This is a genomic window from Streptomyces niphimycinicus, assembly GCF_018883605.1.
GTDB classification, from domain to species: Bacteria; Actinomycetota; Actinomycetes; order Streptomycetales; family Streptomycetaceae; genus Streptomyces; species Streptomyces niphimycinicus.
In genome coordinates this window covers 1-16178 of the sequence record NZ_JAHLEM010000169.1, presented here as the reverse complement: position 1 = coordinate 16178, position 16178 = coordinate 1, and the positions used below count along the sequence as shown (strand labels likewise).

10 protein-coding genes and 2 pseudogenes are annotated in these 16178 nt (G+C 72.0%); 10 read left to right on the top strand and 2 right to left on the bottom strand.

The window, feature by feature from the left end:
• Positions 1 to 2 precede the first annotated feature (2 nt).
• The 6 genes and pseudogenes from KN815_RS16715 to KN815_RS16690 all read left to right on the top strand — a co-directional run bounded on the left by KN815_RS16715 (position 3) and on the right by KN815_RS16690 (position 4841).
• Entirely contained in the window at positions 3 to 647 is a 645-nt protein-coding gene (locus KN815_RS16715) for a cyclase family protein (protein ID WP_216342726.1), read from the top strand.
• Positions 648 to 673: 26 nt separating this feature from the next.
• Entirely contained in the window at positions 674 to 1081 is a 408-nt protein-coding gene (locus KN815_RS16710; protein WP_216342725.1) for a YybH family protein, read from the top strand.
• Positions 1078 to 2526, top strand: coding sequence for a gamma-aminobutyraldehyde dehydrogenase (locus KN815_RS16705; RefSeq protein WP_216342724.1), 1449 nt, complete (start codon positions 1078 to 1080; stop codon positions 2524 to 2526). The genes KN815_RS16710 and KN815_RS16705 overlap by 4 nt, the downstream gene beginning before the upstream one ends.
• Positions 2527 to 2693: 167 nt before the next feature.
• The gene (locus KN815_RS16700) at positions 2694 to 3212 is read left to right on the top strand and encodes a GNAT family N-acetyltransferase (protein WP_216342723.1); all 519 of its coding nucleotides are present in this window, start codon (positions 2694 to 2696) and stop codon (positions 3210 to 3212) included.
• Positions 3118 to 3822, top strand: a pseudogene (locus tag KN815_RS16695) (extracellular catalytic domain type 1 short-chain-length polyhydroxyalkanoate depolymerase); the annotation flags it as partial. The gene KN815_RS16700 and the pseudogene KN815_RS16695, both read left to right, overlap by 95 nt.
• 242 nt (positions 3823 to 4064) lie before the next feature.
• Positions 4065 to 4841 (top strand): class I SAM-dependent methyltransferase, encoded by a 777-nt coding sequence (locus KN815_RS16690; RefSeq protein WP_216342722.1) that lies wholly within the window; start codon positions 4065 to 4067, stop codon positions 4839 to 4841.
• Between the two features lie 3 nt (positions 4842 to 4844).
• Here KN815_RS16690 and KN815_RS16685 read toward each other — a convergent pair whose 3' ends face one another.
• A complete protein-coding gene (locus KN815_RS16685) occupies positions 4845 to 6701 on the bottom strand; it encodes an RICIN domain-containing protein (RefSeq protein ID WP_216342721.1) in 1857 nt (618 codons plus the stop codon).
• Between the two features lie 243 nt (positions 6702 to 6944).
• On the opposite strand from KN815_RS16685, the gene KN815_RS16680 reads away from it, so the two are divergent.
• Positions 6945 to 7646 (top strand): alpha/beta fold hydrolase, encoded by a 702-nt coding sequence (locus KN815_RS16680; protein ID WP_216342720.1) that lies wholly within the window; start codon positions 6945 to 6947, stop codon positions 7644 to 7646.
• 107 nt (positions 7647 to 7753) lie between these two features.
• On the opposite strand, the gene KN815_RS16675 is transcribed toward KN815_RS16680, so the two are convergent.
• Positions 7754 to 8413: a hypothetical protein gene (locus tag KN815_RS16675; protein ID WP_253209021.1), complete on the bottom strand. Its 660-nt coding sequence runs from the start codon at positions 8411 to 8413 to the stop codon at positions 7754 to 7756.
• A gap of 345 nt (positions 8414 to 8758) precedes the next feature.
• Here KN815_RS16675 and KN815_RS52155 point away from each other — a divergent pair.
• The 3 genes and pseudogenes from KN815_RS52155 to KN815_RS16665 form a co-directional block, all read left to right on the top strand.
• Positions 8759 to 9496, top strand: a pseudogene (locus tag KN815_RS52155) (ATP-binding cassette domain-containing protein); the annotation flags it as partial.
• A 123-nt stretch (positions 9497 to 9619) separates the two neighbouring features.
• A complete protein-coding gene (locus KN815_RS52150) occupies positions 9620 to 10558 on the top strand; it encodes an ATP-binding cassette domain-containing protein (RefSeq protein WP_372458377.1) in 939 nt (312 codons plus the stop codon).
• Between the two features lie 436 nt (positions 10559 to 10994).
• Positions 10995 to 16178: type I polyketide synthase (locus tag KN815_RS16665; protein WP_216342717.1), on the top strand; the 5184-nt coding region annotated here is incomplete at its 3' end.

The following is a 16178-nucleotide window of genomic DNA, read 5'->3' as shown; positions in this document are numbered from 1 at the left end:
CCGTGCGACTGATCGACCTGTCCGTACCCGTAGCCACGGGAATGCCGGTCTACCCCGGCGATCCGCGGGTGACCATCGCCCCGGCGCTGAGCGCCGCCGCCGACGGGGTGAACGTGCTGCACCTGGACCTGGGGTCGCAGTCCGGCACCCATGTCGACGCGCCGTTCCACATCGACGACGCGCTGCCCACCCTGGATGAGCTGCCGCTGGAGCGCTTCTGGGGCCGGGCCGTGGTGGTGGACGCCCGTGGCGCGGAGCCCCGGACCCCGCTTCGACCGTCCCTGTTCGAGGGGCGACTGCGAGCCGGCGACATCGTGCTCGTGGCCACCGGCTGGTCGCGGCACTGGGGCGGTGAGGACTACCTCGCCCATCCGTATCTGACCGGGGAAGCCGCCGAACTCCTGGTGGCCGCAGGGATCCGCACCGTCGGCATCGACGCGCTGAGCGTCGATCCCACCCCCGCCGACGACTTTCCCGCCCACCGGATCCTGTGCGGCGCCCACGCCGTCATCGCCGAGAACCTCACCGGCCTCGGCCCCCTGCTCGACGCGCAGACGGCGGGAGAGCCCATCGAGGTCTCCCTGCTGCCGCTGCGGCTCCCCGCGGCCGACGGCGCCCCCGTACGGGCCGTGGCCCGCGTCGGCTGAACCACCCACGCAAGGAGCATCACCGCATGAACGACGAGGTTCTCCAGGCCGCCGACGCCGTGGTGGCGGCGTTCGGCGAAGGCCGCCTCGACGACTACTTCGCGGCGTTCGCGCCCGATGCCACGTTCGTCTTCCACACCACCTCCGAACGGCTCAACTCCACCGCGGAGTACCGGGCGCTGTGGGACCGCTGGGTCGCGGAGGACGGCTTCCGCGTCCTGGCCTGCGTCTCCACCGACCGACTGGTCCAACTCCTCGGCGAAACGGCGGTGTTCACCCATCTGGTGAAGACCACGGTGAGCACCACGGCCGGTGAGGAGACCACCCACGAGCGGGAGACCATCGTCTTCCGCCGTCAGACCCCCGGCCACTGGCTGGCCGTACACGAACATCTCTCCGCAGCACCCGGCACGAGCATGGAGACCGAACGATGAGCGAGCTTCTCGTCCTGCGCAACCACATCGACGGCGCGTACACCGACGCGGCCGACGGCCGCCGCCTGGAGGTCACCGACCCCGTCACGGGCGAGGTGTACGCGTCCTCGCCCCTGTCGGGCGCCGCCGACGTCGACGCCGCGATGGCCGCCGCCGCGGCGGCCTTCCCCGTCTGGCGCGACGCCACCCCGTCCACCCGGCAGAAGCTGCTGCTGAGGATCGCGGACGCGGTCGAGGCCCGGGCCGAGGAGATCGCGGACGCGGAGTGCCGCAACACCGGAAAGCCGCGCGCCCTCACCCTCACCGAGGAGATCGCCCCGATCGTCGACCAGATCCGGTTCTTCGCGGGCGCGGCCCGGATGCTGGAGGGCCGCTCGGCGGGCGAGTACATGGAGGGCCTGACCTCGATCGTCCGGCGTGAGCCGATCGGGGTGTGCGCGCAGGTCGCACCGTGGAACTACCCGCTGATGATGGGCGTGTGGAAGTTCGCCCCGGCGCTCGCCGCGGGCAACACCGTCGTCCTCAAGCCGTCGGACACCACCCCCGCCTCCACCGTGCTGCTCGCGGGCATCATCGGCGACATCCTCAAGGAGATGGGCCTTCCGGCCGGTGTCTTCAACGTGGTGTGCGGCGACCGCGAGACCGGCCGGCTGATGGTCGAGCACCCCACCCCGGCGATGGCGGCCATCACCGGCTCGGTGCGCGCGGGCATGCAGGTCGCCGCGTCGGCCTCGAAGGACATCAAGCGGGTCCATCTGGAACTCGGCGGCAAGGCCCCGGCGGTGGTCTTCGAGGACGCGGATATCGCGGAGGCCGTGGCGGGCATCTCGCTCGCCGGATTCTTCAACGCCGGTCAGGACTGCACCGCGGCCACCCGGGTCCTGGTCCACGAGTCGGTCCATGACGCGTTCGTGAGCGCGCTCGCCAAGGCCGCCGCCGCGACCAGGACGGGTGGTGGCATCGACGACGAGGAGGTGCTGTACGGGCCGTTGAACAACGCGGGCCAGCTCGCCCAGGTCTCCGGCTTCATCGAGCGGCTCCCCGCCCACGCCACGGTCGAGACGGGTGGCCACCGGGTCGGCGACAAGGGCTTCTTCTACGCGCCCACCGTGGTCTCCGGACTCGAGCAGGACGACGAGATCATCCAGAACGAGGTCTTCGGCCCGGTCATCACCGTCCAGCCCTTCCGCGACGAGGCCCAGGCCGTGGCGTACGCCAACGACGTGGAGTACGCGCTGGCTTCGTCGGTGTGGACCAAGGACCACGCCCGCGCGATGCGGATGTCCAAGGCCCTGGACTTCGGCTGCGTCTGGATCAACACCCATATGATCCTCGCCGCCGAGATGCCGCACGGCGGCTACAAGAAGTCCGGCTACGGCAAGGACCTCTCCGCGTACGGCTTCGAGGACTACACCCGCGTCAAGCACGTCATGACGGCCCTCTGACGTCCGCCGCTCTTCCGGCCCTCAGCACCGCGCCGCACCGATCCGCACCGATCCGGCGCGGTGCTGAGAGGAAGACGGCCGCTCGCGCCGACCACGCGCCTGTGCACGAGCAGTCGCGGAAGCCCTGTTCAGCCCGCTCGGGACCGGCCCGACTAGCCTGGTGCGATATGAGCGAGATGACACTGCGCCGGGCCCATGTCTCCGACCACGGGACCATCGTCGAGTGCGTGCGGAGCTGGTGGGGCGACTCACGCACCCCTGAGCAGGCGCGCGAGCTGTCGCTGCTGGTGCCCAGGCTGTTTCTCCAGTTCTTCTCCGGCACCAGCCTGGTGCTGGAGGACGGAGACGGGGACGGGATCAGGGCGTTCCTCGTGGGCTTCCACGCCGCGGACAACGACGCCGAGGCGTACATCCACTTCGTCGGGGTCGACCCCCAACTGCGCGGACAGGGCGTGGGCGGCAGGCTCTACACGGCCTTCTTCCAGCGCGCCGCCGAGGCGGGCCGCCGGGAGGTGCGCGCCATCACCTCGCCCGCGAACACCGGATCCGTGGCCTTCCACCGAGCCATGGGGTTCACCGTCGAACCGGGCGATCGGGAGATCGACGGCCTTCCTGTGCACAGCGACTACGACGGCCCCGGGCAGCACCGGGTCTGCTTCCACCGGCGGATCGCCGTTCAGTCGTAACGAGTATGTGCCGAACAACGTCGCGGCACGGCCCGCCGTCCTCGTGGCGGTGCACTACTGCTCGATGGTCCGCTACGCCCAGCAGCGCCACAACGCCGACCCCAACCGCGTCTATGTCACCGGCGCCTCATCGGGCGCCATGATGACCAACGTCCTGCTGGGCGACTACCCGGATGTGTTCAAGGCGGGCGCGGCGTTCGCGGGGGTGCCGTTCGGCTGCTTCGCCACCACCGACGGATCCGGCCGGAACAGCGCCTGCGCCAACGGCACCATCACCAAGACGCCGCAGGCGTGGGGCGATCTCGCGCGCGGCGCCTACCCCGGATACCAGGGCGCCCGGCCTAGGGTGCAGTTGTGGCACGGCACCGATGACGGCACCCTGCGCTATCCGAACTTCGGCGAGGAGATCAAGCAGTGGACCAATGTGCTCGGGGTGAGCCAGACCCCCGTCCTCATCGACCGTCCACAGCCCACCTGGACCCGCACCCGCTACGGGGCCACGGGCAACCAGGCGCCCGTCGAGGCGATCAGCGTTCAGGGCACGGGACACTCCCTCCCGGCCGCCGGTATGGCCGCGCGGGCCATCACCTTCTTCGGCTTGGACGTCGGCTGACCTGCTGACCTGCTGACCGGCCGGGACAACGATGAGAAAGGCACCGAGGGGCCGGTTTCCCCGGCCCCTCGGCGGCCTTCCACGGATGCGCGGACGGCCGCTTCCCACGGCCACGGAGCACACGTCCGCCCCCTCGTCCGCCATCCCACCGGCGGCCACCAGCGCCCTTGCGGTGCGGAGCCTGACCTGGCGTTACGCCGGGTCCGCGCCTATGTTTTCCCCCTCGGGAAGGGGAGCGCGTGGACCGGAACATCCGCACGGTGGACGACGTCATGAGACTCCTGGACGGCCTCTTCGCACCGGAGGCCGACCGCTGGACGGCCGACGGTGCCTCGTGGTGGGACGGTTTCTACGCGGACCGCGCCAAGCCCGTGCCGTTCTTCGCGGCGAAGCCCGACGAGCATCTGGTGTCATATCTCGACCGTGGCCTGGTCGCCCCGGGCCGGGCCCTCGACCTGGGGTGCGGGCCCGGCCGCAACGCCCTCCATCTCGCCTCCCGGGGCTTCACGGTGGACGCCGTCGACCTCTCGCCCACGGCCATCGCCTGGGCCACGGAACGCGCCCGTGAGGCCGGAGCCGGGATCCGGTTCCACTGCGGCGACGCCTTCGCGTCCACCGCGGGTGAGCTTGCCGGGCCGTACGATCTGATCTGCGACTCCGGCTGCTTCCACCATCTGCCACCGCACCGCCGGATCAGCTACCTCGCCCTCCTCGAGCGCGTCCTGGCCCCCGGCGGCCATCTCGCCCTCACCTGCTTCGCCGCGGGCGCGATGGGCTCCGAACTCCCCGACGCGGCCTTCTACCGCCAGTCCGCGCTCCACGGTGGCCTCGCCTATACACCCGAGTCCCTGCGCTGGATCTTCTCCGAGCTGACCGAGATCGAGCTGCGCCGCATGCACGACGAATCATCCGACTCCCCGCTTTTCGGGGAGCCGTTCCTGTGGACAGCCCTCTTCCGCCGCGCCACGCAGGCCGGGAGCACCGTGGTCCGAGGGCGGCGATGCGGAGGCCGGTGATGGTCACCGTGCCGGGGCGGGCCCGGACACCGACACATCGGCCGAGGCGTCGGCGTGGCCGGTGGTCCACCGCTGGTCGTTCCGGTCGTCGGCCGAGCGCAGCTCGACCTGGCTGTCGGGGTCGTCGCCGTCCGGGGTGACGGCGAAGTCCGGTGCGATATGCGGGCGTATCAACCCCTGGCGGTCGACCACGAAACGCAGGTTCTCGCCGTTGTCGCCGTCGGCGGAGGAACACGGCCAGATGCCGACACCCCGGTCGGTGTCGCCACGCGAGTCAAGGCACAGGTCGGGGTCGGCCTCGGTGTGCAGCAGCCCCTCGGAGTCCAGCCGCCACCGCTGGGTGTCGGTCCCGGCGCATTGGGCGAGGACGGCATCCGTGCGCTTCTCCAGCCGCTGGTCGCGGATGTCCAGACAGAGCCCGGAACCGGCGTTGATCACCGCGGTGTAGGTGTCGCTCGGAATCGGGGCGCCGGGCGGCGGGGCGGTGCTCGGGGGAGGTGTGGCGGGGGCGGTCGTGGCCGGTTCGGTCATGCCACCGGGGTTCGGCGGTTGCTGTGGCCGCTTCGTCGGGGTCGGCGGATCCGTCGGCGGCTGAGCCGAAGGAGCCGAAGGGGTGGCGGTGGCGGACGCGGGCGGAGGCGTGTTCGTGCGACCGGCCGGGGTCATATCGTCCCCGCCGGACACCAGGACGGCGACCGTGGCGGCCACCGCCGCCGCGGCCGCCACCGCGATCAGCGCGGTCATCGCGGGCGGCCGGGAGCCCGTCCAGGCCGGTCGGCGCCACCGGCCCGCGGATTCACCGTCGACCGTCACGTTCGCCATGTGTGGCGCGTTCGGCACGACGCCAGTGTCCCCGGCGGCGCCCGTGACTCCGGCGGCCCCCGCGACCCCCGCGGCCATCGCGCCCTCCGCGGTCTCGGCGGGGGGATGCGGCGGCGGGGGAGCGGGGACCAGCGGCGGGTCCGGCTGCCGCGGCTCCGAGTGCGATGGCGTCGCCGATCCCACCGAGGGAAGACCGCTGACCGGTCCCGCCGTGACATAGGCCGCCCCGCCCCACCCCAGGAGCCCGTCGGCGAGCACGGTCCGGGGATCCTCGTCCATCCGTATCAGGTCGCCGTACACCCCGGCACACGATGGGCAGGCGGACAGATGGCGGTCCAGATCGTCGCAGCGCCGGGGGTTGTCCGGCCGTACCGCCGCCTCGATCAGGCCCCGGAACCCCTGACAGGTCTGCTCGCCGCCACGCTCCAGATGGGTCCGCAGCCACGCCTCGCGCAGGGCGCCCCGTGCCGTCTCCCGGAGCGTGGGGACGGTGTGCGGCGCCAACCCCGCGAAGGTGGCCACCGCCGTGTCGGGATCCTCGTCCACCACGCTGTACCACAGGACATCACGGGTGCGCGCCGAGAGAGTGAGGAAGCCACTCAGCATGGCCGAACGCTCCCGCGGCCTCCGGTGTCCGGCCTCGCGGTCCGCGGTCACACCGGAGCGGCCGAGCCACTCGGCGAACGTGGGGTCCAGCCTCTCCGCCCGGTTGCCCTCCGCCCAGGTGGCGGCCACCCGCTGGACGAGCAGCAGCAGATGGTGCCGCCAGGGTCCCCACGGGTCGATACCGCGACAGGTCTCCTGCGCGGCGAGGCCGAAGGACAGATCGGCGAGCTGGTCGGCGTCGCTCCGGGTCCTGGCGCAGAGCCGGGCGTAGGACAGCACCGCCGACAGGTGGCGCTCCCGCAGTTGCTGCGTGGCCGGGAGGGCGGTGGGCGCCCCGGAGCGGATCCGCTCGGTGAGTTCCGCGTCGGACAGTTGGGCGTACGGCCGCTGCCCGGCGGTGGCATCGGGCTCGGTTCCGTGCTGGTCGGTCACCCTCGCGACTCCTCGCGTCACCGGCAGTGAGACGGGTGCCCATAGTGGTGGAGCGCGTGGGTGCGGGTAAAGGTATCGGGCAGGAACTCCCTTGAGACGACAATTAATTACGGTCAGTGGCGAGTGTGGAGTTCAGCCGTGAGCGGGGCCCGTATGCCTTTCGAAGCCCGTTGAGCCGAGGTCGTCGGAGGCTGTACCCGAACGGCCGGGGCCGTTCTCACACCCCCGCGCTACCTTGCCGCCATGACAGAATTCGTACTGGTGGCGGGCGCGTGGCTGGGGTCGTGGGCATGGGACGGGGTGGTGCGCGAGCTGCGGGCGGCCGGGCACGGCGTCCATGCCCTCACGCTGTCCGGACTCGCCGAGAAGCAGGGTGTGCAAGCCGGGCAGCAGACCCATGTCCAGGACATCGTCGGTGAGATCGAGCGCCTCGATCTGCGCGAGGTGGTCCTGGTGGGGCACAGCTATGCGGGCATCCCGGTCGGTCAGGCCGCCGAGCGCATCGGCGACCGGCTGGCCCATGTGGTGTTCGTGGACTCCAATGTTCCGGCGGACGGTGAGTCGTTCCTGTCGGCCTGGCCCGGTGGGCGGGCCATGGTGGAGGAGTCGATGGCCGCGAACGGCGGCTTCTGGGCGCCCCTGGCCGAGCCCGACTTGCACGGCCAAGGGCTCACCGACGAGCAGATCGCGCGGTTCGTGGGTGGCTGCACGCCGCATCCGGGCGCCACACTGTCCGAGCCGGCCGTGCTGGCGCGCCCGCTCGGCGGGCTGCCCGCCACATACATCAAGTGTCTGCTCGACGGTCCCGAGCCGACGGACGACGTGGCCGAGCTGCTGAAGAGCGAGCACTGGCGGCTGGTCGAGATGGACACCGGCCACTGGCCGATGTTCTCCCAGCCGCGCGAGCTGGCCCGGATACTGCTCGGGTGTGCCGGGGCATCGTGACGCCGCACCCCGCCTGACCGGGGCCCGGGCGGTGTTCGCCCGGGACCCGGCCACCTCGATCGCGTCAGGCGCGGGCCACCTCCTGTGCTATCGCGCCGCCGGTGCGGTCACTCGCAGCCGTACCGCCAGTTCCACCCCACGAAGGTGTGCCGCAGCTCCACATCGAAGCGGCAGCTCGCCGTCCCGTCGGCCTTCAACTGGACGTAGGAGTGGTGGGTGTTGTTGTACCAGTCGCCGGTCGGATCGAAGACGCCCTGGTACGCGAAGTCGGCGTGTGCCTCGGAGTTGACCTCGGCGCAGTCGGTGGCGCAGTCGTCCTTCGCGGTCTGCGAGGTGAGCGACCAACCGGCGTCCCACGGCTCGCGGTTCCACTCCTGGGTGGCCGTGGTGCCGCCGGTGGTGACGCGGCCGTTCGCCGTGTCCCATGAGGAGGCGGTGTACAGCCCCGTCATCCGGATGTTGCAGCAGTCGTACATCTCGTTCCAGCCACGCAGCTTATGCCCGGCGGTGGCGGCAGAGGCGGCGGCGGTGCGGGCCGAGCCCGCCGATGCCGGGCCGTGCTGGACGGAGACCGGCTCCGGCTTGCAGTCGGCGCCTATGGTGATCTGTCCCGAGACGGACTGGCCGGGCGCCGGAACGGGAAGCTCGCCGGTCAGCCGGACACCGTCACAGGACTTCGGCGCCGGGTCGGACTCCTGGGCCGTGGCCACCGTCGTACCACCCAGGAATGCCACCAGGGAGACGGCCGACACGGCCGCGATGCTCAACCCGCTATTCACTTCTCACGCCCTTTGAATCCGATGCGATCCGAAACGGGCAGCGCGCCTCGGAACCGGTGCGCCGCCAGGTCACGCAGGTGATCGTGATGATCGTAACGGTGGTCGGCCGCGGAAGCGGGGGCGCGGGAAAGGTTGGCAGGAAGGTGGCACCGGGGCACTGCCCGGCCGCGCACACGACATCACCCACCACGGCTGCGCTACACTTCCCGGGTCCTGTTGTCTCCGATAGAGGTGGACGTTGCGTATCTGAGGTTCGCGATCATCGCGCGGTACGGCACAAGCCGTAGCCCGTCACGTCGTAGCCGGCCTTCTCGCCGCCCGTGACCCGTGTGAATGCGACCTCGGTGCATCAGTCGTCCCTCACCCTTCGGAGGGCCGCACCCGTTTTCCCGGCTTGGTCGCCGCGTGGTGCTCGCATACGTAGCCCCTTTTCACAGCGCTTGCGAATGCGAGAACACCATGGCAGCAACCCCCACCCCCAGCGCCTCCGTGACCTGCTCGGCCGTGTCCTTCCAGTGGCCCGACGGCACGAGCGTCTTCGACGGGCTCTCGCTCGGCATCGGACGGGGCCGCACCGGTCTCGTCGGCACCAATGGCAGTGGCAAGTCCACCCTGCTGCGGCTGATCGCCGGCCGGCTGCGTCCCGCGCAGGGGTCGGTGACCGTCGGCGGCAGCCTCGCCTACCTTCCGCAGAACATCACCCTCGACACCACCCTCCGCGTCGACCAGGCACTGGGCATCGCCGAGCGGCGCGCCGCCCTGAGCGCCATCGAGTCCGGAGACGTCGACGAGGCCCACTTCGAGACGATCGGCGACGACTGGGACGTCGAGGAGCGGGCCCTGGCGACACTGGGCTCACTCGGGCTCGGCGACGTCGAACTGGACCGCACCGTCGGCCACCTCTCCGGCGGGGAGACCGTACTGCTGCGCCTGGCCGCCCTGCTCCTGGAGCGCCCCGATGTCCTGCTACTCGACGAACCCACCAACAACCTCGACCTGTTCGCACGGCGGCGGCTCTACGACGCCGTGGACTCCTGGCGCTCCGGTGTGCTGGTCGTGGTCAGCCACGACCGTGAGCTGCTGGAGCGGGTGGACCGCATCGCCGAACTGCGGTCCGGGTCGGTGACCTGGTACGGCGGCGGCTGGTCCGCCTACCGGGAGGCGCTGGCCACCCAGCAGGAGGCGGCCGCGCGGATGCTGCGGGTCGCCGAGGCGGATGTGCGTCGGCAAAAGCGCGAACTGGAGGAGACCCACATCAAACTGGCCCGCCGTCAGCGGAACAGCAAGAAGATGGACGTCGAGCGGCGAGCCCCGAGAATCGTCGCCGGTGGCCGTAAGCGGTCCGCGCAGGAGTCCGCCGGAAAGCTCCGTGACCTCCAGGAAGACCGCCTCCACGAGGCGCGCGAACGGCGTGAGGAAGCGGCCGAGGCGGTCCGCGACGACGCCGAGATCCGGGTGAGCCTGCCGCACACCGCCGTGCCCGCGGGCCGCACCGTGCTCAGCCTGAGTGAACTGCGCCCCCGGTACGGTGCGCTGCGCGACGCCACCCTCCATGTGCAGGGGCCCGAACGCATCGCGCTGGTGGGACGCAACGGAGCGGGCAAGACCACACTGCTGCGCACCCTCACCGGCCAGCTCGCCCCACTGTCCGGGGAGGCCACGGCATTTGTGCCGCTGCGGTTCCTCCCCCAGCGGCTGGATGTGCTGGACGACGAGCTGAGCGTGGCGGCGAACGTGGCGCGCCGGGCGCCCGGGATCACCGACAACCAGATCCGCTCCCAGCTCGCGCGCTTCCTGTTCAAGGGGGCGCGGGCGGAACAGCCGGCGGGCACCCTCTCGGGTGGCGAACGTTTCCGGGCCGCCCTCGCGGCCACCATGCTCGCCGCACCGGCCCCGCAGTTGCTGCTGCTCGACGAGCCGACCAACAACCTCGACATGGCCAGTGTGCGGCAACTGACGAGCGCGCTGGACTCCTACGAGGGCGCGCTCGTGGTCTCCAGCCACGATCTGCCGTTCCTGGAATCCATCGGCATCACCCGGTGGCTGCTGGTCGGCGAGGAGTTGCGGGAGACCGGCGCCGACGAGGTCCGGGATCTGCTGGAGGCGTCGTCCGTGACGGAGGTGACCGACTGAGACCAGGCCCGGGCGGGTGGCCCGCGTGGCCACTCGCCCGGGCCACCCGGGAGGCGTGGCCGCCCGCCCGGGCCGCCCCGCCACTCCTGCCTGTACGCGAAATTCGCGACAGCGAAATCAGGATCCGGAGTCCGCGCAGGTTAAGGCGCAATCAAGGTTCACTCATGCGCCCCGGCATACCTTCGACAGCGATCTCTTTCACTTGAGGTATATGAACATTTAACAGAGGGGAGGAGGTGGCGACGCCGCCGATGTCTTCGCGTCTGGCGAGAATCAGCCCGTCGCGGCACGGGCTTGCGACTGCTTGTTGACTCTTCAGTAATGAAGTGGCTAATTTCAGCCCGCGCCGTTGCGCGAGATTCCCGTGCCATACGTTCGACATGCGTTGCCCGAATTATCTCCCTTTCCTGCTGCGCTAGCGATTTTCGGAGAAAACATGTCATCCGCCGTGGACGCCGGCGATCTTGTCATCGGCATCACTCCCTTCGGGGAACCGGACGCCAGACTCGCCGCAGCGGTCAGCCGCGCGGGCGGTCTCGGCGTTCTCGACCTGGGAACAACGGGCCGGGAAGCCCTCCAGGCATGGGAGGACATCGGCGAGTGGGTGGCCGACGGACGGTACGGTGTGCGGGTCGCGGCGGGCTGTCGCCTCACCCCCGCGGACCTGCCGGACGCCCCGGCCGTCGGCGGCCCGGAGGGTGGCGCGCCCGGTCCGCATACGGTGGTGCTCGGGGTGGATTCGCCCTGGCCGGTGGAGGCCGTCTCCGACCGCTGCCGTGTGCTGGCCGAGGTCACCGACCTGGACGAGGCGTTCGAGGCCGTCCGCGCCGGAGCGCACGGGCTGATCGCCCGGGGCAGTGAGAGCGGCGGGCGGATCGGGGCGTTGGGCACCTTTGTCCTGCTCCAGCGGCTCCTCGCCGACCCCCGGGTGCCCTTACCGGTGTGGGCCTGCGGCGGCATCGGCCCACACACCGCCGCGGCGTCCGTACTCGGCGGCGCGGCCGGGGTCGTGCTCGACACCCAACTCGCCCTGCTCGCCGAATTGGGGCTCCCGGAGGACCGGGCCGGCGTCATCCGCTCCATGGACGGCTCCGAGACCACGGTCCTCGACGGGCACCGCGTCCTGCGGCGCAGGGGGCGCGCCAAGCAGCACATCGAGCCAAATCTGACGGTGGGTCAGGACGGCTTCCTGGCAGCCCGGTTCGCCGAGCGATGGCGGAATGTGGGCCGCACGGTCCGGGGCATCACCGACGCCATCCGGGAGGCCGCGCACGAGGCCGTACGGAACGGCTCCGCCATCTCCGCGCTGCTCCCCGGCGCCCCGCTGAGCACCCGCCTCGGCACCCGGCTGCCCATCGCACAGGGCCCGATGACCCGGGTCAGCGACCAGGGCGCGTTCGCCTCCGCCGTCGCCGCCGGGGGAGCGCTGCCGTTCATCGCGCTCGCCCTGGCCGGACGTGAGCAGGCGCGCACCATGCTGGAGGAGGCCGCGGCCGCGCTGGACGGCCGCCCCTGGGGCGTCGGGGTCCTCGGCTTCGCACCCGATGAGGTCAGGAACGCCCAGCTCGAGGCCGTACGGGAGATCCGCCCCAGCCACGCCATCATCGCGGGCGGACGGCCCTCCCAGGCCAAGGCGCTGGAGCGGGACGGCATCGCCACCTATCTGCATGTGCCCTCGCCGGGGCTGCTGCGCCAGTTCCTCCAGGCCGGGGCCCGGCGGTTCGTCTTCGAGGGCTCCGAATGCGGCGGCCACGTGGGGCCGCGCAACAGCTTCCCGCTATGGGAGGCCCAGATCGCCGTTGTCGAGGACTTCCTCGACGACACCGCGCACGACCCGCGTCATACGGCGAACACCCACGGCACCCACGGCACCCACGGGACCGACGCGGCCGACAGCACCGACGGGACCGACGGCGCGGGTATCGAGATCCTCTTCGCCGGGGGAGTGCATGACGAACGCTCCGCCGCGATGGTGGCCGCGCTCGCCGCACCGCTCACCCGGCGCGGCGTCGCGGTCGGCTCGCTGATGGGCACCGCGTATCTCTTCACCGAGGAGGCGGTGGCACACGGCGCCGTACAGCCACTCTTCCAGCGCCATGTGGTGGCCGCCGAGCACACCGTGCTGCTGGAGACCGCCCCCGGCCATGCCACACGCTGCGTGCCCAGCCCCTTCACCGAGAGCTTCGACACCGTCAAGGAGCGGCTGCGGAACGAGGGCCTCCCGGACCGGGAGGTCTGGGAGCGGCTGGAGCGGCTGAACGTGGGACGGCTGAGGATCGCCAGCAAGGGCACGGACCGCGGGTCCGATGGCGCGTTGACTTCGGTGGACGAGGAACACCAGCTCAGCGACGGGATGTTCATGGCCGGACAGGTGGCCGTGCTGCGCTCGGCCACCACCACGATCGGCGCCCTGCACCATGCGGTCGGCCCCGGCGCCGCCGACTTCCTCACCGCACGCGCCGAGGCGGTGTGCGAGCGCCTGGGCGTGGCCTCGGCCCCAGCGGCGGCCGAGGCGCCCGCGCCGCTGGACGTGGCCGTGGTCGGCATGGCGTGCATGTTTCCGCAGGCGCCCGACCTCGCCTCGTTCTGGGCCAATGTGGTGGGCGGTGTGGACGCCGTCACCGAAGTGCCCGCCGAGCGCTGGGACCCCGCCGTCCACTACACGGGCGACAAGGACGGCGCCTCCGCCTCCAAATGGGGCGGCTTCCTGCCCCCTGTCCCCTTCGACCCGCTGCGCTACGGCATCCCCCCGGCCTCGCTCGGCAGCATCGAACCTGTTCAACTGCTGGCCCTGGAGGCCGCCCGCCGGGCCCTGGACGACGCCGGATACGGCGCCCCCGATGACGGTGGCCGGACCTTCGACCGCTCCCGCACCTCCGTGGTGTTCGGCGCCGAGGCGGGCAGCGATCTGTCCAACGCCCAGACGCTCCGCGCCGTCCTGCCGCGCTATGTCCGCGAGGTGCCGAGGGACGTGGCGGATCAGTTGCCCCGGCTCACCGAGGACTCCTTCCCCGGCATGCTCGCCAACGTCATCTCCGGGCGGATCGCCAACCGGCTCGACCTCGGCGGCGCCAACTACACCGTGGACGCGGCATGCGCGTCATCGCTGGCCGCCGTGGACGTGGCCTGCAAGGAGCTGACCGCCGGCACCAGCGACCTCGTACTGTGCGGCGGCGCCGATCTGCACAACGGCATCAACGACTATGTGCTCTTCTCCTCGGTGCACGCCCTCTCGCCGACGGGCCGCTCCCGCACCTTCGACAGCTCCGCCGACGGAATCGCGCTCGGCGAGGGCGTCGCCTGTGTCGTCCTCAAGCGGCTGGCCGACGCCGAACGGGACGGCGACCGCGTCTACGGCGTCATCAAGGGCGTCGGCTCCTCCAGCGACGGCCGCTCGCTCGGGCTGACCGCCCCGCGCCCCGAGGGACAGCGGGCCGCGCTGGAGCGCGCGTACGCCAATGCTCACCTCTCGCCCGCCGACGTCGGCCTGATCGAGGCGCACGGCACCGGCACGGTCGTCGGCGACCGCACCGAACTCACCGTCCTGGGCGAGGTGTTCACCGACGCCGGGGCCGCACCGGGGGCGTGTGCGCTGGGCTCGGTGAAGTCCCAGATCGGGCACACCAAATGCGCCGCGGGGCTCGCCGGACTGGTGAAGGCCGCGATGGCGCTGTACACGGGCATCACACCGCCGACACTGCATCTGACCCGGCCCAACGAGGCATGGGACGCGGACCGCAGCCCCTTCGCCTTCCACACCCGGGCCCGGCCATGGGCCGCCGCGCCCGGCGAACGGGTGGCCGGGGTGAGCGCGTTCGGCTTCGGCGGGACCAACTTCCATGTGGTGCTGGCGGCACACGGCCGGGGAGCACCACCCGCACAGGGGCTGGATGTCTGGCCCGCCGAGCTGTTCCTCTTCCGCGGGGCCGACCGGGCGGCGGCACTGCGGGTGGTCCAGGAGACACTCGACCAGCTCATGGCCAATGACACGGCCGGACGGCCATGGCGGCTGCGCGACCTCGCGCTGACCGCCTCCCGGCGGGCCGACGCCGGGCAGGAGCCGGTCCGGGTGGCCGTGGTGGCCGCGGACCTGGACGACCTGGCCGCACGATTACATCAGGTGCTCGCGGGCGATCCGCCGGGCCCGGGGCCACGCGGAACGGACGGGCTGCACATCGCCCCGGAGCCGGCCGAAGAGGCCAAGGGGACCGGCGACGCGCCGGAGCCTGGCAAGGTCGCCTTTCTCTTCCCCGGGCAGGGCAGCCAGCGGCCCGGGATGTTCGCCGATGCCCTCGTCACCTTCCCCGAACTCCAGCGCCAGTTGCGCCACGGACGCGCCTACGCCGACGCGCTGTATCCCCCGGCCGCCTTCGACGAGGCCGGGCAGACCGCCCAGCGCACCGCCATCACCGACACCCGGGTGGCCCAGCCCGCACTGGGCATGGTCGGGCTCGCCGCGTACACCCTGCTGACCTCCGCCGGGGTCCGGCCCGACATGGCGGCCGGACACAGCTACGGCGAACTGGTCGCGCTGTGCGCCGCGGGCGCCCTCGACCCCCGTACGCTGCCGTGGTTGAGCGCCGAGCGGGCGGCCGCCATCCTCGGCGCCGCCGAGGCCGCCGGGGAGGAGCCCGGCACCATGGCGGCCGTGACCGCGACCCCCGGCGAGGTCGAGCCGGTGCTGCGGGCGGCCGGGCTCGCCGAGCGTGTGGTGACCGCCAACCACAACGCGCCACGGCAGACCGTGATCTCCGGGCCCGAGCGGGACATCCAGGAGGCGGTGCGGCTGCTGCGGGCGGCCGGGCACTCGGTCAAACGGATCCCGGTGGCCTGCGCTTTCCACAGCCCGCTGGTGGCCGGGGCCGGTGCGCGGTTCGCCGAGGCGCTGGCCGTCCACCCGGTGCGGGCGGCCGAGTTCCCCGTCTGGGCGAACCGCACCGCCGCCCCGCACGGCGCGGAGCCGGACGCCATCCGCGCCGAACTCGCCGCCCAGATCGGCGCGCCCGTCCGCTTCGTGGCGCAGATCGAGGCCATGTACGAGGCGGGCGCGCGGATCTTCGTGGAGGCCGGTCCGGGGACGGTGCTCACCCGGCTGGTGGGGGAGATCCTCGACGGCCGTCCGCACCTCGCCCTCGCCTGCGAGGGGCGGCGTACCGGCTCCGCCGGACCGCGGGGTTTTCTCGACACCCTCGCCCGGCTGGCCGTGGCCGGTGTTCCGGTGCGTACGGGCCGGCTGTTCCGCGGCCGGGACGCGGTGGCGGCGGGATCCGCCCCGCCACCGAAACGGCCCGGCTGGACGGTCGACGGACACCTGGTCCGCACCGCGGACGGTGAGCTCCTTCCCGGTGCGCTGGCACCGGCCCGACGTGTCATGGAGGCGACGGTGAGCCAGACCGATCGGACGGGTGGCGGCGAGCACGCGGGCAGGGACGCCCTGATCTCGGAGTTCCTCAGGACCAGCCGGGAGATGATCGCCGCCCAGCGCGATGTGCTTCTCACCTACTTCGGCGGGGCGCCGGGCGAACGGCACGCGTCGCCACCGGCCCCCGTTGCCGCGGTTGCGCCCTTGCCCGCCGAGCTCGGCCCGGTGGCCGCCACGCCGGTGGCTGCCGCTGCGGTG